Origin of the sequence: Thioalkalivibrio sp. AKL10, assembly GCF_000381845.1 — a bacterium.
GTDB lineage: Bacteria > Pseudomonadota > Gammaproteobacteria > Ectothiorhodospirales > Ectothiorhodospiraceae > Thioalkalivibrio > Thioalkalivibrio versutus.
This window is the reverse complement of record NZ_KB907144.1, coordinates 31,707-58,010: the sequence shown is the minus strand read 5'-3', so window position 1 is coordinate 58,010 and position 26,304 is coordinate 31,707. Positions and strand designations below refer to the sequence as shown.

Annotated in this window: 22 protein-coding genes; 11 read left to right on the top strand and 11 right to left on the bottom strand. The window is 67.5% G+C overall.

The window, feature by feature from the left end; all coding sequences use genetic code 11:
• A complete protein-coding gene (gene glgB / locus G333_RS0109060; RefSeq protein WP_081624524.1) occupies positions 1 to 2,214 on the bottom strand; it encodes a 1,4-alpha-glucan branching protein GlgB in 2,214 nt (737 codons plus the stop codon).
• Between the two features lie 96 nt (positions 2,215 to 2,310).
• Between glgB and glgC the strand changes: the two genes are divergently transcribed.
• From glgC to malQ, 3 genes are read left to right on the top strand one after another with little or no spacing between them, the layout of a single operon-like run.
• Positions 2,311 to 3,576: a glucose-1-phosphate adenylyltransferase gene (gene glgC / locus G333_RS0109055; RefSeq protein ID WP_019628264.1), complete on the top strand. Its 1,266-nt coding sequence runs from the start codon at positions 2,311 to 2,313 to the stop codon at positions 3,574 to 3,576.
• A complete protein-coding gene (locus G333_RS0109050) occupies positions 3,566 to 5,314 on the top strand; it encodes a glycoside hydrolase family 57 protein (protein WP_019628263.1) in 1,749 nt (582 codons plus the stop codon). The genes glgC and G333_RS0109050 overlap by 11 nt, the downstream gene beginning before the upstream one ends.
• A 3-nt stretch (positions 5,315 to 5,317) precedes the next feature.
• Positions 5,318 to 6,793 carry a 4-alpha-glucanotransferase gene (malQ, locus tag G333_RS0109045; protein ID WP_019628262.1) on the top strand — a complete coding sequence of 492 codons (1,476 nt, stop codon included), beginning with the start codon at positions 5,318 to 5,320 and terminating at the stop codon, positions 6,791 to 6,793.
• 78 nt (positions 6,794 to 6,871) lie between these two features.
• Here the strand turns inward: malQ and G333_RS0109040 are convergent, their stop codons facing one another.
• The 6 genes from G333_RS0109040 to mtgA all read right to left on the bottom strand — a co-directional run bounded on the left by G333_RS0109040 (position 6,872) and on the right by mtgA (position 12,712).
• Positions 6,872 to 7,462 (bottom strand): hypothetical protein, encoded by a 591-nt coding sequence (locus tag G333_RS0109040; RefSeq protein WP_018169586.1) that lies wholly within the window; start codon positions 7,460 to 7,462, stop codon positions 6,872 to 6,874.
• A 73-nt stretch (positions 7,463 to 7,535) separates the two neighbouring features.
• The gene (locus G333_RS0109035) at positions 7,536 to 8,051 is read right to left on the bottom strand and encodes an MOSC domain-containing protein (protein WP_019628261.1); all 516 of its coding nucleotides are present in this window, start codon (positions 8,049 to 8,051) and stop codon (positions 7,536 to 7,538) included.
• Positions 8,048 to 8,698, bottom strand: a complete 651-nt coding sequence (locus G333_RS0109030) for a class I SAM-dependent methyltransferase (RefSeq protein ID WP_026340934.1) — start codon at positions 8,696 to 8,698, stop codon at positions 8,048 to 8,050. Before G333_RS0109030 ends, G333_RS0109035 begins: the two co-directional genes overlap by 4 nt.
• 26 nt (positions 8,699 to 8,724) lie before the next feature.
• Positions 8,725 to 9,411 (bottom strand): zinc metallopeptidase, encoded by a 687-nt coding sequence (locus G333_RS0109025; protein WP_018951768.1) that lies wholly within the window; start codon positions 9,409 to 9,411, stop codon positions 8,725 to 8,727.
• Between the two features lie 147 nt (positions 9,412 to 9,558).
• Positions 9,559 to 11,871 carry a mechanosensitive ion channel domain-containing protein gene (locus G333_RS0109020; protein WP_019628259.1) on the bottom strand — a complete coding sequence of 771 codons (2,313 nt, stop codon included), beginning with the start codon at positions 11,869 to 11,871 and terminating at the stop codon, positions 9,559 to 9,561.
• A gap of 118 nt (positions 11,872 to 11,989) precedes the next feature.
• Entirely contained in the window at positions 11,990 to 12,712 is a 723-nt protein-coding gene (mtgA, locus tag G333_RS0109015; RefSeq protein WP_018951766.1) for a monofunctional biosynthetic peptidoglycan transglycosylase, read from the bottom strand.
• Positions 12,713 to 12,948: 236 nt separating this feature from the next.
• Between mtgA and G333_RS0109010 the strand changes: the two genes are divergently transcribed.
• The 4 genes from G333_RS0109010 to G333_RS0109000 all read left to right on the top strand — a co-directional run bounded on the left by G333_RS0109010 (position 12,949) and on the right by G333_RS0109000 (position 14,694).
• Positions 12,949 to 13,278 carry a hypothetical protein gene (locus G333_RS0109010; RefSeq protein WP_018650250.1) on the top strand — a complete coding sequence of 110 codons (330 nt, stop codon included), beginning with the start codon at positions 12,949 to 12,951 and terminating at the stop codon, positions 13,276 to 13,278.
• Positions 13,271 to 13,684, top strand: coding sequence for a thiol-disulfide oxidoreductase DCC family protein (locus G333_RS0109005; RefSeq protein ID WP_019628258.1), 414 nt, complete (start codon positions 13,271 to 13,273; stop codon positions 13,682 to 13,684). The genes G333_RS0109010 and G333_RS0109005 overlap by 8 nt, the downstream gene beginning before the upstream one ends.
• 285 nt (positions 13,685 to 13,969) lie before the next feature.
• The gene (locus G333_RS15375; protein WP_081624523.1) at positions 13,970 to 14,119 is read left to right on the top strand and encodes a DUF2256 domain-containing protein; all 150 of its coding nucleotides are present in this window, start codon (positions 13,970 to 13,972) and stop codon (positions 14,117 to 14,119) included.
• A complete protein-coding gene (locus G333_RS0109000) occupies positions 14,116 to 14,694 on the top strand; it encodes a histidine phosphatase family protein (RefSeq protein WP_019628257.1) in 579 nt (192 codons plus the stop codon). Before G333_RS15375 ends, G333_RS0109000 begins: the two co-directional genes overlap by 4 nt.
• Before the next feature lie 39 nt (positions 14,695 to 14,733).
• Here the strand turns inward: G333_RS0109000 and G333_RS0108995 are convergent, their stop codons facing one another.
• The 3 genes from G333_RS0108995 to G333_RS0108985 are packed head-to-tail and all read right to left on the bottom strand — an operon-like array spanning position 14,734 to position 20,592.
• Positions 14,734 to 16,308: a TolC family protein gene (locus tag G333_RS0108995; protein WP_019628256.1), complete on the bottom strand. Its 1,575-nt coding sequence runs from the start codon at positions 16,306 to 16,308 to the stop codon at positions 14,734 to 14,736.
• Complete coding sequence (locus tag G333_RS0108990; protein ID WP_019628255.1) at positions 16,301 to 19,375, bottom strand: efflux RND transporter permease subunit; 3,075 nt, start codon at positions 19,373 to 19,375, stop codon at positions 16,301 to 16,303. Before G333_RS0108990 ends, G333_RS0108995 begins: the two co-directional genes overlap by 8 nt.
• Positions 19,372 to 20,592, bottom strand: coding sequence for an efflux RND transporter periplasmic adaptor subunit (locus tag G333_RS0108985; RefSeq protein WP_018951762.1), 1,221 nt, complete (start codon positions 20,590 to 20,592; stop codon positions 19,372 to 19,374). The genes G333_RS0108990 and G333_RS0108985 overlap by 4 nt, the downstream gene beginning before the upstream one ends.
• A gap of 194 nt (positions 20,593 to 20,786) precedes the next feature.
• Between G333_RS0108985 and G333_RS0108980 the strand changes: the two genes are divergently transcribed.
• The 3 genes from G333_RS0108980 to arsJ all read left to right on the top strand — a co-directional run bounded on the left by G333_RS0108980 (position 20,787) and on the right by arsJ (position 23,585).
• A complete protein-coding gene (locus G333_RS0108980) occupies positions 20,787 to 21,245 on the top strand; it encodes a TspO/MBR family protein (protein WP_038038270.1) in 459 nt (152 codons plus the stop codon).
• 83 nt (positions 21,246 to 21,328) lie between these two features.
• Complete coding sequence (locus G333_RS0108975; RefSeq protein ID WP_019628253.1) at positions 21,329 to 22,342, top strand: ArsJ-associated glyceraldehyde-3-phosphate dehydrogenase; 1,014 nt, start codon at positions 21,329 to 21,331, stop codon at positions 22,340 to 22,342.
• 7 nt (positions 22,343 to 22,349) lie between these two features.
• Positions 22,350 to 23,585 carry an organoarsenical effux MFS transporter ArsJ gene (arsJ, locus tag G333_RS0108970; RefSeq protein ID WP_019628252.1) on the top strand — a complete coding sequence of 412 codons (1,236 nt, stop codon included), beginning with the start codon at positions 22,350 to 22,352 and terminating at the stop codon, positions 23,583 to 23,585.
• A gap of 38 nt (positions 23,586 to 23,623) precedes the next feature.
• Here the strand turns inward: arsJ and G333_RS0108965 are convergent, their stop codons facing one another.
• Complete coding sequence (locus G333_RS0108965) at positions 23,624 to 24,505, bottom strand: LysR family transcriptional regulator (RefSeq protein ID WP_019628251.1); 882 nt, start codon at positions 24,503 to 24,505, stop codon at positions 23,624 to 23,626.
• A 387-nt stretch (positions 24,506 to 24,892) separates the two neighbouring features.
• On the opposite strand from G333_RS0108965, the gene leuC reads away from it, so the two are divergent.
• Complete coding sequence (gene leuC / locus G333_RS0108960; protein ID WP_019628250.1) at positions 24,893 to 26,302, top strand: 3-isopropylmalate dehydratase large subunit; 1,410 nt, start codon at positions 24,893 to 24,895, stop codon at positions 26,300 to 26,302.
• The last annotated feature ends 2 nt before the right edge of the window (positions 26,303 to 26,304 follow it).

Genomic DNA, 26,304 nt, shown 5'->3' with positions numbered 1-26,304 from the left:
TCAGTCTCCGACCGGTTCCAGCAGCAGTGCCGCGAGCGGCGGGAGGTGCAGATAGAGCGTGGCGGGATGGCCGTGACGTTCGATCGGCTCGGCGTAGGCGTCTGCCGGGCCGCGTGAGCCTCCGCCGTAGACCTCCGCATCCGTGTTCAGGGTGACCCGCCAGCGCCCGGCATGCGGTGCGGGTACCGGATAAGCCGCGCGTTCCATGGGCGTCAGGTTCAGCACCACGACCACCTGGCGTCCCTGATGGTCACGGCGGACAAAGCTGATCGTGGAGTGCGCGGCGTCGTCGCAGTCCAGCCAGTCGAAGCCGTCCGGCTCGAATTCGCGGGCGTGCAGGGCCGGGTCTTCGCGGTACACCCGGTTCAGGTCGCGCACCAGAGTCTGCAGGCCCTGGTGCAGGGGGTACTGCAGCACGTACCAGTCCAGCTCGCGATCCTCGGACCATTCGGGGCCCTGGCCGAACTCCTGGCCCATGAACAGCAGCTTCTTGCCGGGGTAGAGCCACTGCCAGCTGTAGAGCAGGCGCAGGTTGGCGTGCTGCTCCCACTCGTTGCCGGGCATGCGCCCGCGCAGGCTGCGTTTTCCGTGCACCACCTCGTCGTGCGAGAACGGCAGGACGAAGTTCTCGCTGTAGGCGTAGAGCTGGCCGAAGGTGAGCTGGCCATGGTGGTGGGTGCGGTAGATCGGGTCCATGCCGAAATAGGTCAGGGTGTCGTGCATCCAGCCCATGTTCCACTTCATGGTGAAGCCCAGCCCGCCCATGGACGGTGGGCGGCTGACACCCGGCCAGGCGGTCGATTCCTCGGCGATCATGGCGACGCCGGGGTGGCTGGTCTGGACGGTCTCGTTCAGGTGCCGCAGGAAGTCGATCGCCTCGAGGTTCTCGTTGCCGCCGTGGATGTTGGGCAGCCAGTCCTCGCCTTCGCGGTCGTAGTCGCGGTAGAGCATGGAGGCCACGGCGTCCACGCGCAGGCCGTCGAGGTGGAAGTCCTCGACCCAGCACAGGGCGCTGGAGAGCAGGAAGTTGCGGACCTCGGGGCGCGAGTAGTTGAAGATTAGCGTGCCCCAACCCCGGTGTTCGCCAATTCGCGGATCGGCGTGTTCGTACAGCGCGGTGCCGTCGAAGCGCGCCAGCGCGAACTCGTCGCGCGGGAAGTGGCCGGGGACCCAGTCGAGGATCACGCCCAGTCCGGCCTGGTGGGCCTGGTCGACGAAGTAGCGAAAGTCGTCCGCGTTGCCGAAGCGCGAGGTGGGGGCGAAAAACCCCGTGCTCTGGTAGCCCCAGGAGCCGTCGAACGGGTGCTCGGTGATCGGCAGCAGCTCGAGGTGGGTGAAGCCCAGGTCGCGCGCGTAGGGCACCAGCCGCTCGGCCAGGTCGCGGTAGTTGGGCCATTCGCCCTCGGGGCTGCGCTGCCAGGATCCCAGGTGCACCTCGTAGATGCTCATGGGCCGGTGCTTCCAGGCCTCGGGGTCGCGATTGCGCATCCAGTGGTCGTCGTCCCAGGCGTAGCGGCTGGGGGGCTGGATCCGCGAGGCGGTCTCGGGGCGGAGCTGGTAGGCGCGGGCGTAGGGATCGGCCTTCAGGTGCAGACTGCCCTGGTCGCGGTTGCGGATCTCGAACTTGTACAGCGTCTCCGTGGCCAGGTCCGGGATAAAGAGCTCCCATATGCCGCTGCCGGGGTGGACGGTCATTGGGTGGCAGCGGCCGTCCCAGCGGTTGAAGTCACCGACCACCGAGACGCGCTCGGCGTTCGGCGCCCAGACGGCAAAGCGCACGCCTTCGATGCCGTTGCGGGTGAGCGGATGGGCACCCAGCATGCGGTGGGCATGCCAGTGGCGGCCTTCGGCGAACAGGTGGCGGTCGAATTCGGGGATATCCGGGGCGAAGGCCCAGGGATCGACCTGCTGCAATGTTGTCGTGCCACCCTCGGGCTGCCAGTCCAGTTGCGGGTGCGCGGGGAGGTCGTCCGCCGATCCCTGCCAGAGGAACAGCCCCGGGAACCCGGCAGCCGGTTCCAGCGTCGCGAGACGACCGTCACAAAGTGTGATGGACGCCGCGCTCGCATGTGGCAGCCAGGCCCGGTAGCAGATGGTTTTTTGATCCAGCGCATGGCGCCCGAGGAGGCTGTGGGGATCATGTAGCCGTGCCTCGGTCAGACGTCGTAACGAATCGGCGACGGAACGGGTGCATTTGTCGGGGGCTGTTGCCATACTCGGATCAAACTCGCGTTTCGGATGTGGAACAGCAGGGTTCGGGCTGGATCAGCCGAACACGTGGGTAACACTTTACTAGGCAAGGATGGATGCATGACTCCGCAACCGCAACGTTACGTTAGCCGCCTGACCCGGGAGACCCTCGCCCTGATCCTGGCCGGCGGACGTGGTTCGCGACTGAAACAATTGACACTGTGGCGGGCCAAGCCGGCCGTGCCCTTTGGCGGCAAGTTCCGCATCATCGACTTCCCCCTGTCCAACTGCATCAACTCCGGGATTCGCCAGGTGGCGGTGGTCACCCAGTACAAGGCACATTCGCTGATCCAGCACATGCAGCGGGGCTGGAGCTTCCTGCGCGGGGAGTTTGGCGAGTTCATCGAGCTGCTGCCGGCACAACAGCGCATCGAGACCTCCTGGTATGCGGGAACCGCCGATGCGGTCTACCAGAACATCGATATCATCCGGCAGCACAACCCGCGCTATGTGCTGATCCTGGCCGGCGACCATATCTACAAGATGGACTACGGCCAGATGATCGCCTTCCACGTGGAGAGCGGGGCCGACATGACGGTGGGCTGCCTGGAGGTGGAGCAGGAGCGCGCGAAGGCCTTCGGGGTGATGGGCGTGGATGCCGCCAGCCGCATTACCTCGTTTGCCGAGAAGCCGGAGGACCCGGCGCTGATCCCCGGTAGCAAGACCCACTCGCTGGCCTCCATGGGGATCTACGTGATCAATACCGACTTCCTGTTCGAGCAGCTGATCAAGGATGCCGACGACACCTTTTCCAGCCATGACTTCGGCAAGGACATCATCCCCGGCATCATCGAGCGAAACCAGGTGATGGCCTACCCGTTCCGCGACGAGCAGGGCGTGCGCCAGGGCTACTGGCGTGATGTGGGGACCATCGACTCGTACTGGCAGGCCAACCTGGAGCTGATCGGCGTGACCCCGGAACTGAACCTGTACGATTCGGAATGGCCGATCTGGACCTACCAGGAACAGCTGCCGCCGGCCAAGTTCGTGTTTGACGACGAGGACCGGCGCGGCATGGCGATCGACTCCATGGTCTCCGGCGGCTGCATCATTTCCGGCAGTACCGTGCGCCACTCGCTGCTGTTCTCCAACGTGCAGGTGAACGCCTGCGCCACGGTCGAGGACTCGGTGATTCTGCCGAGCGTGACCATTGGCGAAAACTGCGTGATCCGCAATGCGGTGATCGACAAGGGGTGCAAGGTCCCGGACGGGACCGAGATCGGGGTGGACGACGAGGCCGATGCCCGCGACTACTTCGTCTCTCCGGGCGGAGTGCGCGTGGTCACGCCCGAAATGCTGGGCCAGGCCACTCATCATGTCCGCTGAATCCGGCAGTACCACCGCGCTCGCCACCCAGCCACCGCAGCTCGATGTGGTGTTGTGCTGGCACATGCATCAGCCGCAATACTACGACTCGGGCGCGGGTGAGTACGTGCTGCCGTGGACCTACCTGCACGCATTGAAGGACTACACCGACATGGCCGCGCACCTGGAGGCCTGCCCCCAGGCGCGCGCGGTGGTGAACTTCGCCCCGATCCTGCTGGAGCAGATCGCCGATTACGGCGAGCGGCTGGAGGCCGGTATTGGCGACCGCTCGAGCTTTGGCGATCCGGTGCTGGATCTGCTGCAGATGGATATCGTGCCGGCGGACCCGGTGCAGCGGCGCGAGATCCTGCGCGTCTGCCTGCGAGCGCACGCGCCGCGGATGATCGAGCCGTTCCCGCTGTTCGAGCGTCTGGCGGCGCTGGCGCGTCAGGCGCTGGAGGACCCGGTGCTGCTGGCGCACCTGGACACCCGCTACTTCCAGGACCTGGCGACCTGTTACCACCTGGCCTGGCTGGGGGAGACGGTGCGTCGGGCGTATCCGGAGGTGCAGGGCTGGCTGAAGGCGGACACGGGGTTCAATCGCGATGTCCGCGGACGGTTGCTGAAACTGATCCGGGACGAGGTCAAGGCGATCCTTCCGCGCTACCGTGCGCTGGCGGAGCAGGATCGGGTGGAGCTGTCGTTCACGCCGTATGCCCACCCGATCATGCCGCTGCTACTGGACCTGCAGTCAGCGCGCGAGGCCATGCCCGACGTCGAGCTTCCGCAGGCCCCCGTCTATCCGGACGGCGAGGCACGCGTGCGCTGGCATATCGAGCGCGGGCTGGAGGTGTTCGAGCAGTATTTCGGGTTTCGTCCACGCGGCTGCTGGCCGTCGGAGGGCAGCCTCAGCGAGGCGACCGTGCGCCTGCTGGATGACTACGGGATCTGCTGGACGGCCAGTGGCCAGACGGTGCTGGGCAACAGCCTGGCCGCGGCCGGACAGACGGCCGAGTCGCATACCGGGTCGGCGGAACAGGAGGGCTGGCTGCATCGGCCCTATTGCCTGGAGGGCGCCAGGACCGAGCTGTTCTTCCGCGATGACGGCTTGTCCGATGCCATCGGATTTCGCTACGCCGACTGGCATGCGGACGATGCGGTCGGCGATTTCGTCCATCACCTGGAGAACATTGCCGCGGTCTCGCCCGAGGGTGGCGTGGTGGCGGTGATCCTGGATGGCGAGAACGCCTGGGAATACTACCCGGACAACGGCTTCCATTTCCTGCGGGCGTTGTATGAGCGCCTGGCGGAAAACCCGCGACTGAACCTGTGCACCTTCTCCGACGTGTGCCAGCGCAGCGGGCCGCGCGCGGATCGCGGCGAGCTGCCGGGCATGGTGGCCGGGTCCTGGGTCTACGGGACCTTCTCCACCTGGATCGGTGATCCCGACAAGAACCTCGGCTGGGACCGCCTGATCGAGGCCTGGACGGCCGTGGATCAGGCGATCGCGCAGCGCCCTGCGTTGGATACGCCGCAACTGCGCAAGCAGTTGGCGGTGTGCGAGGGCTCCGACTGGTGCTGGTGGTTCGGGGAGTACAACCCGGCCGGGTCGGTCAGCGACTTCGAACAGCTCTACCGGCGCCATCTGGCGCGGCTGTACCAGCTGGCGGACCTTGAAGTGCCCGAGTCACTGGGCGAGGTGCTTTCGGTCGGTGGTGGTGATCCCGCCGCCGGCGGCACCATGCGCAAGGGACAATAGTCCATGGAGGCGGGTGAAGAGCACTGTAATCCGCTGATGCAGCGCCGCCGGGCCGGCATTTTGCTGCATCCGGTCTCACTGCCGGGCCCGGGCCCGGTGGGGACGCTCGGGCAGGAGGCCTTCCGGTTTCTGGACTGGGCGCGGGATGCCGGATTCAGCCTGTGGCAGATCCTGCCGTTGCATCCGCCGCAGGAGGACGGTTCGCCCTACGCCAGTATCTCGGCCTTCGCCGGAGATGTGCGCCTGATCGACCCGCAACGGTTGGCTGAACGGGCGGGCCTGGATGCGGACGACGAGCCGGTCGGAACGCTGCTGGAACAGGCGCGGGAGCGGCTGGACCAGGCGGGCGAGGGCTGGGCGCAGGCCTACCAGGCCTTCGTTGATGCCCAGGGTCCGGTCTGGCTGGATGATTTTGCCCGTTTCGTGGTCATCTGCGGCCGCGAGGACGGCCGCCCCTGGTGGGAATGGCCGGCCGCATTGCGCGATCGCGATCGGGCCGCCCTGGCGGCCGTGGAGGCCGAAGCGGCCCAGGCCCTGGAGGCCGTGCGCTTCGCCCAGTTCGTCCTGTTCGACCAGTGGCAGGATGTACGCGAGCATGCACGCAAGCAGGACATCCTGATCCTCGGCGACATGCCGATCTTCGTGGCCCACGACTCGGCCGAGGTCTGGGCCCACCGCGACCTGTTCGACCTGGACGCCACGGGGCATCCGCAGACCGTGGCCGGCGTGCCGCCGGATTACTTCTCCGCGACCGGGCAGCGCTGGGGCAATCCGCATTACCGCTGGGATCGTCTTGCCGAGCGCGGATACGACTGGTGGGTGGAGCGCATGCGCTGGACGCTGGAGACAGTGGATGCCGTGCGCATCGACCACTTCCGCGGCTTCGAGGCGAGCTGGGCGGTCCCGGCAAGCGAGCCGGATGCGACTCAGGGCCACTGGGTGCCGGGGCCGGGCGCCGACTTCTTCGAGCAATTGCAGGCTCGTTTGGGTGTGTTGCCGCTGCTTGCGGAGGACCTGGGCGTGATCACGCCGGAGGTCACCGAACTGCGCCTGCGTTTCGATCTGCCGGGCATGCGCATCCTGCAGTTCGCCTTCGAAGGAGGGGAGGACAACCCCTATCTGCCGGCGAACCACGATGAACTGAGTGCGGTGTATACCGGGACCCATGACAACGACACCACGCTGGGCTGGTTTCACGCCCTGGAGCCGGCCATGCAGGAGCATGTGATCGGGACACTGGATGAGGGCCCGGCCGAGGAGATGCCCTGGCCGCTGATTCGTGCGGCCTGTCGTTCACCGGCCCAGCTTGCGATCCTGCCGATGCAGGACGCCCTGCACCTGGGATCGGAGGCGCGCATGAACACCCCCGGCACAGTCGGTAACGGCAACTGGAGCTGGCGCTTTGGCTGGAACCAGCTGCCCGATGGACAGACCGAGGCGCTGCGTGCGCTGGCGCAGGAGACGGGTCGCCTCGACTGACGGTCCGGCCCGGACATGAAAAAAGCCCGGTCCCTTTGCAGGGGCCGGGCTTTCTTTGTTAGCGGGCTAGTTGCGCGATTAGCGCATCATGCCGCCCTGACCACCTTGTTGCTGCTGCATCTGTTGCTGCATTTGCTGCATGCGCTCGATCACGTCGTCGATATCGGCGTTTTCCTGGCGCATGGCGGCCATCAGGTCTTCACGCAGGGATTCCTGCGCCTGACGAATTTCCTGGTCTTCCGCGACGGCCTGCTGTGCTTCCTGCAAGTTCATCTGCGCCTGCTGCACGTCTTCGGACTGAATGACTTCCTGACGTTGCTCCGCGCTCAGATCGGGGTCGCGCAGCTGCTCTTCGGCGGATTCGAGGGTCTCCAGATCCCGGCGCGGCTGGTAGCCGGCGGCCTCCATCTTGTCCAGCACCAGGTTCTCCAGTTCTTCACCCTTCTGTTCCAACTGGGGGTTGTTCTCGATGGCCTGCTGCTGGGTCTCGGCGAGGGTCTGCTGGAGCTGCTGCATCTCCATCTGCGGGTTGCCGCCCTGGCCACCCTGCATGCCCATGCCGCCCTGACCTTGCCCCTGACCCATGCCCTGGGCGATGGCGAGTGGGCTGGCCAGCGCGAGCGCGGCGGCGGCAATCAGTCCGGCGAGGGACTGGGAACGAATCTTCATAAAGTTTCTCCTTGTGAATACACGTATATCGTAGTCAATGGCACTTAACCCCAGCTTAACAAGCGTGGCCGAATCATGCGGGCCCGCCCGGGTGCCAGCTCACCCGGTCGCCGACGCGCAGGATCCCGGAATGCGCGACTTCAAGGCAAATCCCGCTGTCGAGGCCGAGGGCTCGTGCGAGGTTGTCGCCCACTAACTGGTTGAGATACCCACAGGGCGGGCGTGGCCGTCCGATCTTCAGGATCGCCTCTCCGATCCGAAGAAAGCCACTCTGGCGGGGTATGCGGTACCAGTCGGAGACCACGAGGTTGCGGCGATGTTCCCCGGGGGCGATCGGGCGGCCGCGGCGCTGTGATGCCCGTTGCAGTTCCGGGGCCGTGATCAGTGTGACCGGGCAGCTCTCGACCGCATGCCAGTGCCCGCGATGGGTGGCGTAGCGATCGCCCCGGAGTCCACTGCCGGCGATGGCTTCGATGGACTCGATCGAATCCATCGGGTCGCCAGCCGCGGCACAGACGTGGATTGCCTGCAGGTGCGCGACGGGCAGACCGAACCACTCCGGGCGCCAGGCACGCAGTCGGTGGATCATTGCGGGAGGTCTCCTGTGCGGCTGAACAGGGCGATATCGGGGGCAGGCAGGTCCAGTGTGCATCCCAGGCGGGTGGCAATCCACTGGAGTGTGGCCGGGCCGTAGAAGGCGACATGGGTGGGGTCGCGGCGATAGTGCCAGCGACGAAAGCCGGCCGCCGCAGGGGGCCATTCGGTCATCATGGCCAGGACTCCGCCGGGGCGCAGTCCCGCGACCATGGTTCCCAGCGTGTTCAGGGGCGTGTGCAGGTGTTCCAGGACCTCGGTGCAGGTAAGGATGTCCCAGCCGTCGCCGGGCGGATCGGGTTGTGCGGGGGCAAAGGCCGGGTCCCAGAACGCCATCGTGTAGCCCCGGTCTTGGAGCAACCCGGCGAGCACGGGTTGCGGACCACAACCCCAGTCGAGTCCGTAGGCCGGGGGTGGCCGCGCCTTGACCAATGGTTCGATCAGTCGCTGCAGATGGGCGCGGTAGCCGGGATCATCCGGCCGGTTCTCGTGGGTCTGGTAGTACGCCCGCTCCACCTCGCGGCGGGGCCAGGCGTTGCATTCCAGCGCGATCACGCCGCAGTGCTGACAGCGTCGATAGTCTCCGGGCGAGGCGTCGCCGATGCCGCGGTGGTGAAACGGCCGGGTGGGCTGCCCGCACAACGGGCAGGCGTCCGGGGCGGGAACGGTCATCGGCGCAGGTACCGGAACCACGAGGCGATGTTCAGCAGGCTCATCAGCGACTGTGACAGGTAGGTATAGGCTGCGGCCCTCAGGATGCGTTCGGCATGCGGGTAGTCAGGCGGGTGCAGGTAGTTGCCGTCGCGCAGCATCGGCATGGCACGGCGGAAGCTGGCGTCGAACTCGGTGGGCAGGGTGATGAAGTGGACCAGGGCGGCCAGGCCCATGGACAGCACCCCGGCCAGGAAGAACAGGATCCCCGGCGCCGGGTGCCGCGCCAGCAGCGTTATGAACGGAATGGCGATCAGCAGCCAGGCGCCGATTTGCTGGCCGTAGCGCGTCATTCCGACCAGCGTGCTGCGCATGCGCAGTGGAGCATACCCCTGGGCGTGCTGTACGGCGTGGCCGACCTCGTGGGCGGCCACGGTAATCGCCGTCAGCGAGTGGCCGTCGTGGTTCTCCGGTGACAGGCGCACGGTGCGCGAGGCCGGGTCGTAGTGATCGCCGTCCTTTGTGGTTTCCACCTGGACCTTGTGCAGTCCGTGGCGGTCCAGCAGCTCGCGCGCCAGCTCTGCACCGGTGCCATCGTAGCGGTCCGCCGGGCGGTGGTATTTCTTCATGGTGTGGCGGACCCACCAGCCCGGTGCCCAGGCAACGAGCAGGAGCAGAGGCACAAGCAGGATCAGTAGGCGCATACGCTCATGATCTCCCGAAGCCCGAGCCGTCGGAAAGAGCCAGCGTCTCCCTGGGGCCTTGGGAGCGGGGTCGCCCGCGAAGCCCCTGCCCGGGAGCTGCCGCGGCAGGGGGGATTCGAGTGCGAGCCCCGCTCACGGGCAAGGGCTTCAGTCGTCGGCCTCGTCGTAGTCGCCCTTGTGCTTCGGATTCGGGCGCGCCCGCCGGTCATCCGAGTAGTCGTCGCCATCCTGCTCGTTGGCCGGTTTGTCCTGCAGAAGCCGCAGATTGGCTGCCGGGGCGCCGCCGTCCTTCTCCTGACCGAAGTAGATGGTCTGGTGCGGGAACGGGATCTCGATGCCGGCGGCGTCGAAGTGACGCTTGACCAGGCGGTTGAACGCGCGGCCCAGGCCGAACTGGGTGCCGGGCAGGGCCTTGATGCGGATGCGCACGTTGACCGAGCTGTCCGCCAGCGCGGTGACACCGTGCACCTCCATCTCGTCGAGGATGTTCGGCCCCTGAACCGGATCGGCCTTGAGTTCCTCGAAGGCCTCGCGCAGGCGCACGATGACCTCGTCGATGTCCTCGCGATAGGCGACGCCGTATTCGCCGACGTGATAGCCGTATTCGCGCATGTAATTAGCCACCGCATCCACCGACGAGAATGGGATCAGGTGATAGGTTCCGGAGAGGTCGCGGACGCCCAGCGAGCGGATGGTCAGGCGCTCGACCGTACCGGTGGTGCCGGCCACGGTGACCACATCGCCGACGTTGATTGCGTTCTCCAGCTGAATGAATACGCCGGTGATTACATCCTGCACCAGTTTCTGTGCGCCGAAGCCGACCGCCAGGCCGAGGACACCGGCACCGGCCAGTAGCGGGCCGATGTTCACGCCGATTTCGGCGAGCACGATCATGGTGGTCATCACGATCAGCACGATGGCCATCGCATTGCGGAAGATCGTCAGCAGCGTGGCCTCGCGGGCGGTCGGCTGCCCCCCCCCGGTATTCGGATTCATGCGGTGCTCGATCCAGCTGGCGAAGACCAGCCAGATGGCCAGAACGCCGAGCAGGATCAATGCTACAGAGATCGCGGTACCCAGCACCGCCATGCCCATGTCCGAGGCCAGCCATGTGGTCAGGCTGAATGCACCCCAGGCATCCGCGACCACGGCCAGCACGATCAGCAGGATCACCAGGCGCATCACCTTGAGCGCGTTGGGGATGTAGGAGTTCAGGCGCAGCTCCAGCGACGGAAACTTCTCCCGCGTCTCTTCGGGGACCCGAATCCGGCGGCCGATCAACTGGGTCAGGAGGTTCGCGACGAAGATGCCCACGAAGATGGCGAGCAGCGTCTGTCCGGTCGCCTTGGCCATGAAGGGGAGCGCATCTTCCGGCCGGGTGATGCTGACCACGGCCAGGGCCAGGAAGTAGATCAGGGCGATCCAGTGCCAGAAGTTCGCCAGCATCGAGACTAGGATGCGGGTGAAGGTGAACTGGGTCCTGTTCGCCAACGCCATCAGGCGGTCATGCACCCGCGTCCGGTTTTGCAGGATGATCACGGCGGCGTAGAGGAAAGCCGTCAGCATCACGATCAGGCCCAGGGAGCGCCCGGCCTCGGACGAGATCTGGTTGTTGGCGATCGGCACCAGTAGCAACAGGCCGTAGCCGATATACCCCACGATGCGGGCCAGCCAGGCGTTCCAGTAGGCCGCTTCGTCCCCGGCCATCGGCAGCAGGCGCAGGCCGTGGTAGCGCGTGGCGAAGATCAGGCGCAGGGCCGCCTTGGTCACTTCGATCAGCAGGAATGCGTTCAGGAACAGCGAATGACGCGTGTTCATCTCGCCGGTATCGCCCAGCACGAACAGCGCCAGGGCATAGCCGGCCAGCCAGGCGAGGATGACGACAAGGAAGTCGATGGCGGCCGCCAGGAACACGGCGGGCAGCGCCCGCATCAGGCGCATGTGCTCCGCGGCATTCAGCGCCCAGCGGTCGAGCGCCGTGAACAGCGGCGCACCCATCCGGCGTAGCACCAGGAACACGGCCACGGTGAACACGATGATGATGGCGAGATCGAGCACGGCCACCCCGAACACGGTTGGCTCGATCGCGCGGACGCGCTCGGCGATGTCCGTGGCGATATCGCTCAGGGCGCGGACCTCGGCCACGGTGCCCTCGGCTAGCGACTGGGTGAGCTGGGCAATCTGGCGCGCCACGGATTCGCTGTCGCCGGTTTCGACCGGGAGGTCATCTGTGGCGGCGTCCTTCGCGCTGGAGCCGTCGCCGGAGCGCAGGGCCTCGAGCAAGTCTTCGCGGGCCTCCTCGTTCTCCAGCGCGTCGATGAGCATCTGGCGCAGATCGCTGCCGGAATCCTGCTGACCGGTGTCCTGTGCGGACGCGGCCCCGAGGGGCAGGATCAGTAGGAGGGCGACAAGCACCAGCAGGCGGGAGAAGTCGATACGCGGCGCGCGCAGATGGGTCACGGAAAACCTCCATGTCTGGGAGGGACATCCTTGCGAGCCCCCGGTACGGTCAGTCAGTCCGAGGCAGTCTAAAGGCTGGAAGTTCCGTGCCACAATTTCGGTGGCCTGCGCACAGGCTTTATTCCAGCAGCATCGGATCCAGCCATGCGATGCCCAATTGGGCCATCTGCTGCTCGACCCAGACGATCCGTCGGTCAAGGTTGGGCCCCGGGCGGACCGGGTTCATGCGCCCGGGGCTGGGCAGGATGGCGGCCAGGCGCGCGGACTGGTGGCGATCGAGCTCGGTGGCGGAGATCCCGAAGTAGTGTTGGGCGGCGTTCTCGATGCCGTAAATGCCGGGACCCCATTCGGCCAGATTGAGGTAGATCTCGAGGATGCGCCGCTTCGGCCAGAGGGTCTCCATGCCGAAGGTGAACCCGGCCTCCAGCGTCTTGCGTGCCCAGGAGCGGCCGTGCCACAGGAAGAGGTTTTTCGCGGTTTGCTGGCTGATGGTGCTGGCGCCGCGCAGGCGCCCGCCGCGTGCGTGATCGCTGAGCGCCTGGCGCACCGAGCCCCAGTCGAAGCCGCGGTGGTTGGGGAAGTGCTGGTCCTCGGCCGCGATTACCGCCAGCATCAGATGGCGGGGCAGATCGTCCAGGCGTTGCCAGTCCGGGCGCCGGTTGGAGGCGGTTTGCCAGTCGGTTGCCACCACCATGGCCATGCCGTAGGGCGGGTCGACCCGGGCGAAGAGCACCACCAGGGCGAGCATTGCCCCGATTCCCAGCGCCAGGACGAATGCGGCCAGTCCGCCCGTCCAGTAGAGCAACCGGCGGAGCGGACGGCGCTTGCGGCGCGTGGCCACTACGGTCTCGCCTCTGGGTGGTGGGCGTGCGGATGGATGACTGTCCGGAGACGGGGGTTCATGGGCTGAAAGGATAACCCCTGCGCTCGCCGGGCGGGATGGGGCGTGCCCTTTCTTCTCTTCTGGAAGCACGCGCGGCGAACTGTTTTGCCGTTTCGTGGCCCAATGGCGAAGGGGTGAGGAGGACGACCCCGGAATTTGCCTTAGCAAGCCAACCGTTCGCGAAGGAGAGAGCCATGGACGTATTGCCCTATCGCTATGTCACCCCGAGCGGCGAGGCCGTGTCCTTCGACTTCCGTCTGCACCCCGAGACCGGCTCGGCGGTGCGGGTACAACAGTTGCTGGATCGCTTGACTGACACGCTGGACAGCGAGATCGGCGTGCTGGGCGATACCTGCAATGGCGACGTACTGCAAGCGCTGGCAATGGCCCTGGCCGTGCGCACGGAGATGATCCCGGCCAACCCCGAGATGACCCAGGATCTGGCGCGTGATGTGGTCGAGCGGGCGCTCAGATCCCTCGATGGCGCCCGGCACCAGCAGACCGGGCCGGTGGGGCATGCCTGAAAACCACCAGCACCAATACCCCGAGGCCCCGGGACGACCGGTGGTGTTCTTCGACGGTGGCTGTCCGCTTTGCCGGCGCGAGATCGGCCACTACCAGCGGCTCGACACCGCGGGCGCGATCGATTGGCGTGATATCCATGCCGATGCCACACCGCTCGACGCCTGGGGAATCACCTGGGATCGTGCGATGCAGCGCATGCATGCCGTAAGCGCCGACGGGCGCATTCGCAGCGGTGCCTGGGCCTTCGTGCTGGTCTGGCGGCACCTGCCGTATTACCGCTGGCTTGGCGGAGTGCTGCATCGCCTGCCGCCAATCGTCTGGCTGATGGATCGCGTCTACAACGTGATTGCGCGTTATCGCTGGCGCTCGCGCTGCGACGATGGGGTCTGTCACCCGGACCGTTAAGGAGACGCTGATTTAATCGCACGTCCGCGTTGGTACCCCCTGTTTTCCGAGACAAGGCGCGTCGTGCAGCGGGTAGTGGTTCTACCCGCAAGCGGCGCAACGCAGGATCGGGGAACAGGGGGCACCAACCCCACAAGCCATTGAAAGCAGGGGCTCGGCCGCTTTTGCGTGGGAACTGCGTTGCGGTTCCCTTGTGCAGAATGACTGCACGGCAGTCACCGCGCCTTGTTCGCACGCAAAAGCGACTCGAGCGCGGACGCGCGATTAAATCAGCGTCTCCTTAAGGTGGCCCACGCCAAGCCGCATTTGCCGGAGAAGACCTGTGCGGTATGCGGCCGCCCATTCGCCTGGCGGCGCAAATGGGCCCGGTGCTGGGATGAGGTTCGCTACTGTTCGGGCGCCTGCCGGCGTCGCCGTTCGGGGAAGATCGCGTGACAAAGCGCTTTGTCGTTCTGGTGTTCTGGATCGCCGCGCTGGCGGTGCCTCTGCCCCTGGTGGCGGGCGATCTGGCGGATGAACGCGCGATCGTCGCGCAATTACAGGAGCCCCACCGCATCCTGCTGCTGCGCCATGCCCTGGCGCCCGGCATCGGTGACCCGTCGGGCTTCGATGTCGATGACTGCGCCACGCAGCGCAACCTGTCGGCTGAAGGACGCGCGCAGGCGCGCGTCAGTGGGGAGCGGCTGCGCGCGGCGGGCCTGGAGTCGATCCGGGTATTCGCGGGCCCGTGGTGCCGCAATGTCGATACCGCGGCGCTCCTGGGCTTTGGTGAGCCCGTGGTGCTGGAGGCAATGGGCTCGGTGTTTCGCACCAATGCCCCGCATCGCGAGCGGCGCATGCGCGCGTGGCGCGAACACCTGGCGGACGAATACCGGCAGGCGGCGGGGCCGGCGGTCTACGTGACCCACCGGGCCAATATCATGGAGCTGAGCGGCCGCAGCCTTGGCGCCGGGGCAATGCTGGTCGTCGAGATCGACGCGCAGGGCAATGCCCGGCCGGTGGATCAATAGCCGCGCGAACCGAAGGCGCCGGGTCGTGTGCAAGCCGGCTTACAGACGGATATCCACGCGTTCGGCGCCGGGGGCGTCGATGCCGCGATGGAGCAGCAGGGTGCCGCTGGCGTTCAGCAGTTCGGTGGTGAGTTGACGGAAGCGCACGACCGTCTCGGTCAGGTTCAGGCGGCTCTCCAGCAGGTCGCGCTGGGCCTGGGAAACGGCCAGCGCGGTCCCGGCACCGACGCGAAACCGCGTCTGTTCCACCCGCAGCAGCTCTTCCTGCAACTCGACGGTTTCCTTCTGTGCCTGAATTTGTTCGCGGATGCGGGCCGCATCGAACCAGGTGCCGCGCACGTCCTCGATGGCGAGTTGTTCCAGGTTGGCCAGGGTTTCCTGGATCTGCTGGCGGGTCAGCCGGGCCCGGGTGTGTTCGGCCTCGGCGGCGCGGTTGCCGATCGGCATCTCGAAGCGCAGGCCGGCCGCCAGGTCGTAGCCGTCGCCCTGGCGGTCGCGCCAGGTGCGGCTGAAGCTGTCCGCGTAGCCCGACTGGCCCAGGGTCACGAAGAAATCCAGGCGCGGCAGCAGGCCGTTGCGGGTGCGCACGACCTCCAGCTGGTCGCGCTGGACCCGCAGTCGCGTTTCGTTGAGATCGGCGCGATGGTCGCGGGCCAGCGCCACGTAGACATTCAGGGGTTCCAGCGTGTAGCGTTCCAGGCCCGGCTCGGAGCTCGCCTCGAGCCGGGTATCCCACAGGCCGCCGTCGCCCTGGAGCAGTCGCGCGAGGCCGTCCTGCGCGCGGGCGCGTTCGGCGCGGGCGTCGATCAGGCCCTGACGGCGCAGCGCCACCTCGGCACGGGCCGACACGGCCTCGGTCTCGGGGCGGTCGCCGGCGGCGATGCGCCGCTCGGTCTGGTCGAGCTGCTCGCGGGCCACGGCCAGGGCCTCCTCGAAGATGGCGATCCGTTCGTCGGCCAGCACCAGATCCCAGTAGCGTCCCTCGACGTCGGTGATCAGCTGTTCGACGAAGCCGCGGACCTCGTACTCCGAGGCCTCCACGTCGAGGCCGGCCTGACGCAGGCGCACCAGGTTGGACTCGATACGCCCGCCGCGGAGCAGGGCCTGGGTCAGGCTCAGGCCCGCGCGGGTGGTGAATTGGGGTGCCTCCACGCGCGAGCTGGAACTGCGCGAGCTGCGTACGGAGACCGTCAGGTCCGTGCCGGTTGGCAACGACTGGCTGAGGCCCGCCTCGCCAAAGCGCCGGGTAGTGGTTACTTCATCGGTTTCTCCGATCTGTTCCAGCTGGCGCACGCTCTGGTCGCGGCTGATCTCCAGCTCGGCGAACAGCTCGGGGTCGAACACCGCGCGTTCCTGCGCCTCGAAGGTGCCCTGGATCGCGGTTTGCAGGCGCTCGGCGCGCAGGCCGCGGTTGCCTTCCAGCGCGCGGGCGACGGCCTCCTCCAGGGACAGGGTCTCTTCCGCCACCGCCTCGCGTTCGAACGGCCGGGCGTCGGTCAGTGCCTCCGCGGGCAGGGACAGGCGCAGCCCGTCGGAGGCATCCGGCGCTTCAGAGGCGTGGGCCGAGAGGGCCAGCGCGAGCGCGACGAGGAAGGGCAGGGGAGTCCTAGGCATGATCCGTGGCGACTCGGTAGACGGGTTGCGGGTGCTCGCCCCGGCGGTGGAACAGCAGGTAGAGCGTCGGGATCAGCACCAGGGTGATCAGGGTAGACGAGAGCAGCCCGCCGATCACGACCCGGGCCATCGGGGCCTGGGCCTCGCCGCCGTCGCCCATGCCGATGGCCAGCGGCGACAGCGCCAGGATGGTGGTCAGCGTGGTCATCAGGATCGGGCGCAGGCGCTCGCCCGCGGCGGCCACGATGGCCGCTTGCAGTTCCATGCCGTCTTCGCGGTGGCGCCGCGCCATGCGGTCCACCAGCAGGATCGCGTTGTTCACCACGATCCCGACCAGCAGAAGGATGCCGATCAGCGACTGCACGTTGAGCGTGGTGTCGGTGATCAGCAGCGCGCCGGTTACACCAATGATCGCCAGCGGGATGGAGAACATCACGATCAGCGGGTCGCGCAGGGACTCGTACAGGCTGGCCATCACCATGTAGACCAGCAACGTCGCGAGCAGGGTGCCCAGCAGCAGTTCGGAGAACGCCGCTTCCTGCTCCTCGATGTCGCCGGTGACCGAGAAGTCGATCTCCTCCGGCAGCGGGATATCGGCCAGCGCCGCACGCACGTCGGCGGCGACCTCGCCCAGCGAGCGGTCGCCGATGTTCACGAACAAGGTGCTGATGCGCGCCTGTTCGCGGCGCTGGATGCTGTCCGGGCCGATCGCCGTATCGAACGTGACCAGGCTGCGCAATGCCACGCGTTCGCCGTCCTCGCTGCGCACGGTCAGGTTGAGGAGGTCGTCCAGCGAGCTCCGGTCGGCGTCGCGTAGTTGGACCCAGATGCGCGTCTCGTCGCCGCCCGCGCGCAGCTGGCCGGCGCCGGAGCCGCCCAGGGCGGTTTCCAGGGTCTGGGCGATGGTGCGCACGTCCACGCCGAGGTCGGCGGCGCGGTCGCGGTGGATGCGGGTGGCGAATTCCGGCTGCCCGCCGTCGGAGCCGACGCGGGTGTCGGTGACGCCGGGGACGTCCGCCAGCGCGGTCTCGAAGCGCTCGATGACGGCGTTCATCGTGGGCAGTTCGAAGCCGCGGACCTCGATGGAGAGGCTTTCCTCGTCGGCGCCGCGCCCGAAGCCGCGGAAGAAGATCCCGCTGGAGGCGCGCACGCGGATCTCGACCCCCGGCGGGCTGCCCAGCGCGTCGCGCAGGGCCGCGGCGATCTCTTCGGAGGAGCGGCTGCGGCTGTCGCGCGAGCCGACCATCACGCGCATGTTGCCGGAGGCGGGCGAGGAGGCCCGGAACGCCGAGGCGCCGGAGCTGGAGACCAGGTTTTGCAGTTCCGGGACCTCGTCGTGGATGATCGCCTCGAGGCCGGACATGGTGGCGTAGAGCTCTTCCAGGGGCGTGCCGGGCTCCATGGCGACATGCACGCGCAACTCGCCTTCGTCGGTGGCGGGCAGGAATTCCGTGCCCACGCCGCGCAGCCCCGCCAGGGCGATCATCAGCAGCAGGAGGCTGATGCCGATGACCATCCATGGCTGGGTCAGGGTGCGCCGCAGCACCCCCTGGTAGCGTTGCTCCATGCGCGCGAGGGCACTGGTGTCACGCTTCGGCATCGGGGCGCGGGCCATCAGCATCGGGACCAGGGTCAGCGCGACGATCAGCGAGCCTGCCAGGGCAAAGGCGACCACCGCCGCCAGCGGCTTGAACAGCTGGCCGGCCAGTTCCTCGGCGAAGAACAGCGGCAGGAAGATCGCCACGGTGGTCAGGGTGCTGGCGACGATGGCGGGCGCGACGCGCCCGGTGCCGCTGATGGCGGCCTCGGCGGCGGTCTGCTCGGCATGTTCCTCGCGCCGTCGGGCGATGCTCTCGATCACCACGATGGCGTTGTCCACCATCAGCCCCACGCCCAGCGCGATCCCGCCGAGTGTCATCAGGTTCAGCGAGTAGCCGCCGAAGTAGACCAGGCCGAAGGTGGCGATCACCGCCAGCGGGATCGCGGTGGCCGCCACCAGCGTGTAGCGGATGTTGCGCAGGAACACGAGCAGCACCAGCACGGCCAGTGCACTGCCGTAGAGGATCGAACGACCGACGTTGGTGATGGAGTTGCGGATAAAACCGGCCTCGTCGGTGACGGCGCGGATGTCGATCTGGGGAAAGTCGCGGTTCAGGCGCACCAGTTCGGCGTGGACCGCCTCGGAGACCTCTACGGTGTTGGCGTCGGCCAGCTTGCGCACGGCGAGCTGCACGCCTTCCTCCTGGTTGACCCGAAACCGGCGGGTAACGCGCTGGTGGGTGTCGCGCACGTCGGCCACCTGGTGCAGGTAGGTCACACCGTCCTCGCTGCGCTGCACGATGGTGTCGCGGACCTCGTCCACCGAGCGGAACTCGGCCGGCGTGCGCAGGCGGTATTCGCGGCGCCCGTCCATGATCGGGCCGCCGGGGGTGATCACGTTGGCGTTTCGAATGCGATCACGCAGGTCGTCCAGGCCGAGGTCGATGGCCTCGATGCGTTCCGGGTCCACCTCCACGCGGACCTCGCGCTCCAGGCCGCCGAAGGTATCCACAGCTGCCACGCCGGGGATGCGTTCCAGACGCGGGGCGATACGGTTGTCGATCAGGGTGCGCAGGTGGATGGCGTCCAGTTGCGAGCCGATGCCCAGACGCATGATGGGCGAGTCCTGGGTGTCGAACTGGCGTACCAGCGGGCGATCGGCGTCATCGGGCAGGCGGTCCTCGATGCGCGCCAGGCGATCGCGCAGGTCGTCCACCGCCTGGCGGATGTCCGTGCCCCAGGCAAAGTTGATGCGGACGTTGCTGTTGCCCTCGGCGGAGGTCGAGCGGATCTCCTGGGCACCGGTAATGGCGGCCGCGGCCTGCTCCACCTGGCGCGTGACGAGTTGTTCGACTTCCTCGGCCCCGGCATTGGGGTAGGACGTCATCACCGTGACCACCGGGTAGGTGATATTCGGCAGCAGATCCACCGGCAGGCGGGTCAGCGCGGTCAGGCCGAGGATCACCACGATCAGGGCCACCATGCTCGTCAGCACGGGGCGGTGGACCGTTACGCGGGCCGGATTCACGGGGTGTCCGACTCGGGTGTGTCGTTTCCACCCGGCACGTTGCGCGGGTCGGTCAGGCGCAGCGGGGTGCCGTCCGCGAGCAGGTGCTGGCCGAGCACGACGACCTCGGTGCCTTCCGGCAGCTCGGGTTCCAGCAGTTCGACCCAGTCGCCGTCACGCACGCCGGTAACCGCCTGATGGCGGCGGGCCAGCGGGCGCTCGCCGCTGCGGTCCACGCTGAACAGGGTCGGCCCGACCTCGCGCTGGATGATCGCGTCGCGTGGGATCGCCAGGACGGCGTTGCGTTCCCCGAGGGTAATGGCGGCCTCCACGAACATGCCCGGGCGCAGCTGGTCGCGTTCGTTGGGGATCTCCACCTCGACCCGCGCCTGACGCGACCCGGGCCGGAATTCCGGGGCGATGCGGGCGATGGTGCCGGCAAAGCCGGCGTCCGGATAGGCGGCGGTGTAGACCTGTGCCCCCTGGCTCGGCGACAGCCGGCCGTAGTCGGCCTCGGTCACGGCCAGGATGGCGCGCACCGGCTGCAGCCGGACCAGTGCCAGTGCGGTGTCGTTGGCGCTGATGACCGTGCCGGGATCCACGTGGCGTTCGGCGACCCAGCGGGTACTGTCGGCCGTACCCGCCTCGATGCGGGTGTAGCTCAACTGGATCTCGCGGGTGCGTAGCGCGGAACGCCGCTGGCGGATCTGCGATTCGGCCAGGGTGACGCGCGTCTGTGCCAGGGCGAGTTCGGTTTCCGCGGCCTCCAGCTCCGAGCGCGAGGCGATGCCCTGGTCGCGCAGCTCGCGGGTGCGCTGCAGTTCGCGCCGGGTCGCATCACGGCTGGCCAGGGCCTCGGCCAGGCTGGCCTCGGCGACTTCCAGCTCCGCCGCGGCTTGTGCCACATCCTGCTCGAATTCCTCGGTATCCAGTTGCAGCAGCGGATCACCGGGCTCCACGCGGTCGCCCAGATTGACGAATACCTCGGCAACCCGCCCGCCCACGCGAGGGGTGATCTCGATCCGGTCGGCGCCCTCGATGCTGCCGGTGAAGCGCCGCCGTTCGACCAGGTCGCGGGTCTCGATGCCGGCGATGGCGACCGCGACCGGGCGGGTCTCGCCACCGCCCGGACGACCGGAAGAGGCCGCGTCGTCTTCCGGGCCCAGCAGCATCCAGGCGAGGATGCCAGCGGCCAGGAGAAACAGGAGCGCGGTGATCAGTGTGGCGGGGCGGGGCATTGCAACTCGCTTGTTTGCGGGGTGGTCAGGTTAGAGTGTCGCGTGGTTGACTGAATCGTGCATGAATTCCGTTCGGAATTCGGCGGCGATTCGATCAAGACCGGACTAGGACCCCCGAGTACAAGGAGAATTCCGTGACGACACCCGATTCGGCCCGTTCCCCGCGCCCGCAGCGGCGCTCCTTTGCCACGGACATGCTCGGGCTCCTGGGCTGGATGGTGCTGGTGTTTGCCGTGGCCGGGCTGGGTGGCTGGGCAACCAGTCTCTCGGTGGGCGACTGGTATCCGACACTGGCGCGTCCACCACTGAATCCGCCGGATGCGGTATTCGGCCCGGTCTGGAGTGTGCTGTTCGGCCTGATGGGTCTCGCCGCCTGGCATGTCTGGCGGCGCGTCGGCCTGACCGGCGCCCCGATTGCGCTGGGGTTTTTCCTGGCCCAGCTCGCGCTCAATCTCGGCTGGTCGGTGCTGTTCTTCGGCATCCAACGCCCGGATCTGGCGCTCGCCGAGATCCTGATCCTGTGGCCGCTGATCCTGGCCACTCTGATCGCCTTCTGGCGCATTGACCGTATCGCCGGCGCGCTGCTGGTGCCGTACCTGCTGTGGGTCGCCTTCGCCATCTACCTCAACGCCGGGATCGTCTGGCTCAACTGACGAGCCGGGTTTCAGCGCTCGGGCGTCATGCGTTTGTCATTTGGGCGGGGTATGCTGACGCGATTTTTCGCGGGAGGGGCTCCATGGCGGTGCGCGTCGGTATAAACGGTATGGGGCGGATCGGTCGGTTGGCCCTGCGCGCGGCATGGGGCCGGGACGACATCGAGGTCGTGCATCTGAACGAGGCCGCCGCGGACGGGACCGTTACCGGGCATCTGCTGGAGTTTGATTCCGTTCACGGGCGCTGGGGCCGCGAGCCCGAGGCCCAAGCGGACCGGATCCGGATCGACGGGCGCGAGCTGCGCCACACGAGCCTGGCCGAGCCGGGGCAAGTGCCGTGGGGCGAGTCGGACGTGGACATCGTGATCGACGCCACTGGCGCCTTCCGCACCATGGTCACGCTGGAGCCGCATTTCACCCGGGGCGCGAAGCGCGTGGTGGTCGCGGCGCCGGTGAAGGACGAGCGCGCGCTGAACGTGGTGATGGGTGTGAACGACGCCGCTTACGATCCCGCGAAGCACCACGTCGTGACGGCTGCCTCTTGCACCACCAACTGCCTGGCGCCGCTGGTCAAGGTGCTGCACCCGGCGCTGTCGATCCGCCACGGGACCATTCTGACCGTGCACGATATGACCGCCACCCAGTCGCCGGTGGACCTGCCGCGCGACAACCTGCGCCGGGCCCGTGCAGCCGGGCTGAACCTGATCCCGACCACTACCGGCTCGGCGAAGGCGATTGGCGACATCTTTCCCGAACTGAACGGGCGTCTGAACGGCCATGCGGTGCGCGTGCCGTTGATGAACGCGTCGCTGACCGATTTCACCTTCGAGGCCGCGCGCGAGACCACGGCGGAGGAGGTCAACGGCCTGCTGCGCGAGGCCGCGAACGGCGATCTGAACGGCATCCTCGGCTACGAGGAGCGCCCGCTGGTGTCCAGCGATTTCCGCACCGACCCGCGCTCGTCCATCGTGGATGCCCAGTCGACCATGGTGGTCGATGGCACGCAGGTGAAGGTGCTGGCCTGGTACGACAACGAATGGGGCTACGCGAACCGGCTGGTCGAGCTGGTCGCACGCGTCGCCAAGCTCGGGGTTTGAGGCCGTTGTGAGCGGCACGGCCGACCAGCCAAACTCCGGCGGGCCGCCTACCCTGGGGCTGGGTGCCTACGCGCGGATCACCGCGAACTACTGGGCGTTCACCGTCACCGACGGCGCGATCCGCATGCTGGTCGTGCTGTTCTTCCACCAGCTGGGCTACAGCCCGCTGGAGATCGCCTTCCTGTTCCTGTTCTACGAGCTGTTCGGGGTCATCACCAATCTGACCGGCGGCTGGCTGGCCGCGCGGCTGGGGGTGAACACCACCATGATCGGCGGGACGCTGCTGCAGGTGGCGGCGCTGCTGATGCTCACGGTGCCCGAGGCCTGGCTTGGCGTGGCCTACGTGATGTTCGCCCAGGCCCTGTCCGGGATCGCCAAGGACCTGAACAAGATGAGCGCGAAGTCCGGCGTAAAGCTGGTCGCCGGCGACGGAGAGGGGAGGCTGTTTCGCTGGGTGGCGGTGCTCACCGGCTCCAAGAATGCGCTGAAGGGGGTCGGCTTCTTCGTCGGCGGGGCGCTGCTCTACAGCGTGGGCTTCCAGATGGCGCTGGTGATCCTGGCTGGGATGCTCGCCGTGGTGATGCTGTTCTCGGTGGTGGGCCTGCCGCGGGGTCTGGGCAAGGTCGGTGGCAAGCCGAAGTTCACCCAGATGTTCTCCAACTCCGCCGCCATCAACGTGCTCTCGGCCGCACGCTTCTTCCTGTTCGGCGCACGCGATGTCTGGTTCGTGGTCGCGCTGCCGGTGTTCCTCAGCGCCACGCTGGACTGGAACCACATGCAGGTCGGCGCGTTCCTCGCGCTGTGGGTGATCGGTTACGGCGTCGTGCAGGCCTCCGTGCCGCGCCTCTTGGGTAAGGGCGGGGTGCATCCGACCGGGCTCACCGCGCGCCTGTGGGCCTTCATCCTGATGCTGCTGCCGATCGCCATCGTGATCGGGCTGGAGGTGGGCCTGGACCCGGCCTGGGTATTGATGGTCGGGCTGGGCGTGTTCGGCGTGGTGTTCGCGATCAACTCCGCCGTCCACTCCTTCCTGGTCCTCGACTACGCCGACGCCGACCGCGTCGCGATGAAAGTCGGTTTCTACTACATGGCGAACGCCGGCGGCCGGCTGGTCGGCACCGTCGCCTCCGGCGCCATCTTCATGGTCTGGGGCCTGGAAGGCGCCCTGATCGCTTCCACCTTCTTCATCTTCGCCACCTGGATGATCTCGTCCCTCCTCCCCCGCGAAGCCGCCCGCGCCTGACCGCGCGGCTGCCGGCCTGGAAGGGGGCGGCCATCCGGTTACTGCGGCGGCTGTAACGTCTCGATGACAGCCTCCAGGGTGCGGGAGCGGTAGCGCTCGGCATGGCGGACCCAGCCGAGCTGGCGGGCGACGGGCGCGCCGGACCAGTCGAGCACGGCGAGGTCGTCGGTGGCCATGGTGCGGGGGAGGAAGCCAATGCCGAGGCCGGCCGCGATCATCATGCGGATGACTTCCAGGTAGGGGCTTTCCTGGGCGGCGGTGGGGTGCAGGCCCTGTGCGGCCAGGGCCTGGTCGATCTGGCGGCGGGTGGTGGAATCCGCGGGCGGCAGGATGGCCGGCCAGTCGTGCAGGCGCCGCAGGGTATCCAGCGGGGTATCGTCAGCGCGGTTGCGGGCGACCATGGGGACGAGGTCGTCGGTCCATACCGTGTGCGCCTCGGCGCCCTTCGGCAGATCCTCGGGCAGGGTGGCCAGGGCCAGGTCGGCGTCGCCGTGCATGACGGCCTCGATGCCGGCCTCGGAATCCATGAATGCCAGTTCCAGTTCCAGCTCCGGGTAGCGCTCGCGCAGGGCCGACAGTGGCGTGGGCAGGCGGTGCAGGGCGATGTGGTGCGAGGTGGCCAGGCGGATGCGGCCGCGCACTACCTGGTCGAGGTCGGCGACCTGCTGCTCGATGGCGCGCAGGCGGGCGAGGATTTCCCGGGCCTCGGGCAGCAGGCGTTCGGCGACCTCCGTCGGCCGAACGCGGCGGCCCTGGCGCTCGAACAGCGGACGCTCCAGCGTGGCCTCCAGGGACTGGATGCGCTTGCTGATCGCGGGCTGCGTCAGGTGCAGCCGCTCGGCGGCGGCGGAGAAGGCGCCGGTGTCGACGACCGCGACGAAGGCTTGCAGGGATTCGACACTCAGTTGTTCCGGGCGCATCCGTGTCTCTCCAATCCCTGCGTGAGATAATGGTCCGTTCGATGGTCGGGCTCTGCATGACCCGGCACCTATATAACCGTATGGAATGATACGGATAAGAAATCGGATTTGAAAGAATACCGGGCTGGCCGCAGACTCCTTTAAACGGTCGTCCTGAAATGAAGTCATTGCGAGGAGCCGAAGGCGACGCGGCAACCTCCTGAGGCTGGCAGAGCGCCAGTACCGGGATCCGGTGGTTCCGGACGGAGGTTGCCACGGCCCCTGCGGGGCCTCGCAATGACGGTGCATTTGGCAATGCCGTGCAAGGGCGGGCCTGTATAGCGCCGGCGGATTGCTGGCGGTGGGACGCAAGAACGACAGAACGCGGCACGGCCGCGGGAGTAGGTAATGGCTGGCAAGACCCTGTATGACAAGTTGTGGGAGGCGCATGGGGTGCGCGAGGAGCCGGATGGCTCGACGCTGCTCTACATCGACCGCCACCTGGTGCACGAGGTGACCAGTCCGCAGGCCTTCGAGGGGCTGCGGCTGGCCGGGCGCAAGCCATGGCGCGGCGATTCCGTGCTGGCGGTGCCGGATCACAACGTGCCCACGGAGAACCGCGACCAGGGGATTGCGGATCCGGTCTCGCGCATCCAGGTGGAAACACTGGAGAGCAACGTCACGAGCCTGGGGCTGAAATTCTTCCCGATGGCGGACGTGCGCCAGGGCATCGTGCACGTGATCGGCCCGGAGCAGGGCGCGACCTTGCCGGGCATGACCGTAGTCTGCGGCGACTCGCATACCTCCACGCATGGCGCGCTGGGCGCGCTGGCCTTTGGTATTGGCACCTCCGAGGTGGAGCATGTGCTGGCCACGCAATGCCTGTGGCAAAAGAAGACCAAGGCCATGCAGATCCGTGTGGAAGGCGCGCTGCGCCCGGGCGTCACCGCCAAGGACGTGGTGCTGGCCATCATCGGCCGCATCGGCACCGCTGGCGGTACCGGCTACGCGATCGAGTTTGCCGGCTCCGCGATCCGCAGCCTGTCGATCGAAGGCCGTATGAGCGTCTGCAACATGTCGATCGAGGCCGGGGCCCGTGCGGGCATGGTCGCGGTGGACGAGAAGACCATCGAATACGTGCGCGGCAAGCCGCAGGCGCCGACCGGCGAGATGTTCGAGCGGGCGGCCGAGTACTGGCGCACGCTGGTCTCCGACCCGGATGCCGAGTTCGACGCGGTGGTGGAGATGGATGCCGCCGAGATCGCCCCGCAGGTCAGCTGGGGCACCTCGCCGGAGATGGTCGCGCCGATCGACGGGCGGGTGCCGGACCCGGCGGCCGAGTCCGATCCGGTGCGCGCCGAGGGCATGCAGCGGGCGCTGGAGTACATGGACCTGAAGGCGAATACCCCGATGACGGAGATCCGCCCGGACAAGGTGTTCATCGGGTCCTGCACGAATTCCCGGATTGAGGACCTGCGCGCCGCCGCCGAGGTGGTGAAGGGCCGCAAGAAGGCCGACAACATCAAGCTGGCGATGGTGGTGCCGGGCTCCGGGCTGGTGAAGCAGCAGGCGGAGCAGGAGGGGCTGGACCGCATCTTCCTGGATGCCGGCTTCGAGTGGCGCGAGCCGGGCTGCTCGATGTGCCTGGCGATGAACGCCGACCGCCTGGAGCCGGGCGAGCGCTGCGCCTCCACCTCGAACCGCAATTTCGAGGGCCGCCAGGGGCAGGGTGGGCGCACGCATCTGGTCAGCCCGTCGCTGGCCGCCGCGGCGGCCGTCGCCGGGCATTTCATCGAACCGTCGAAGCTGGAGGGCTGAGC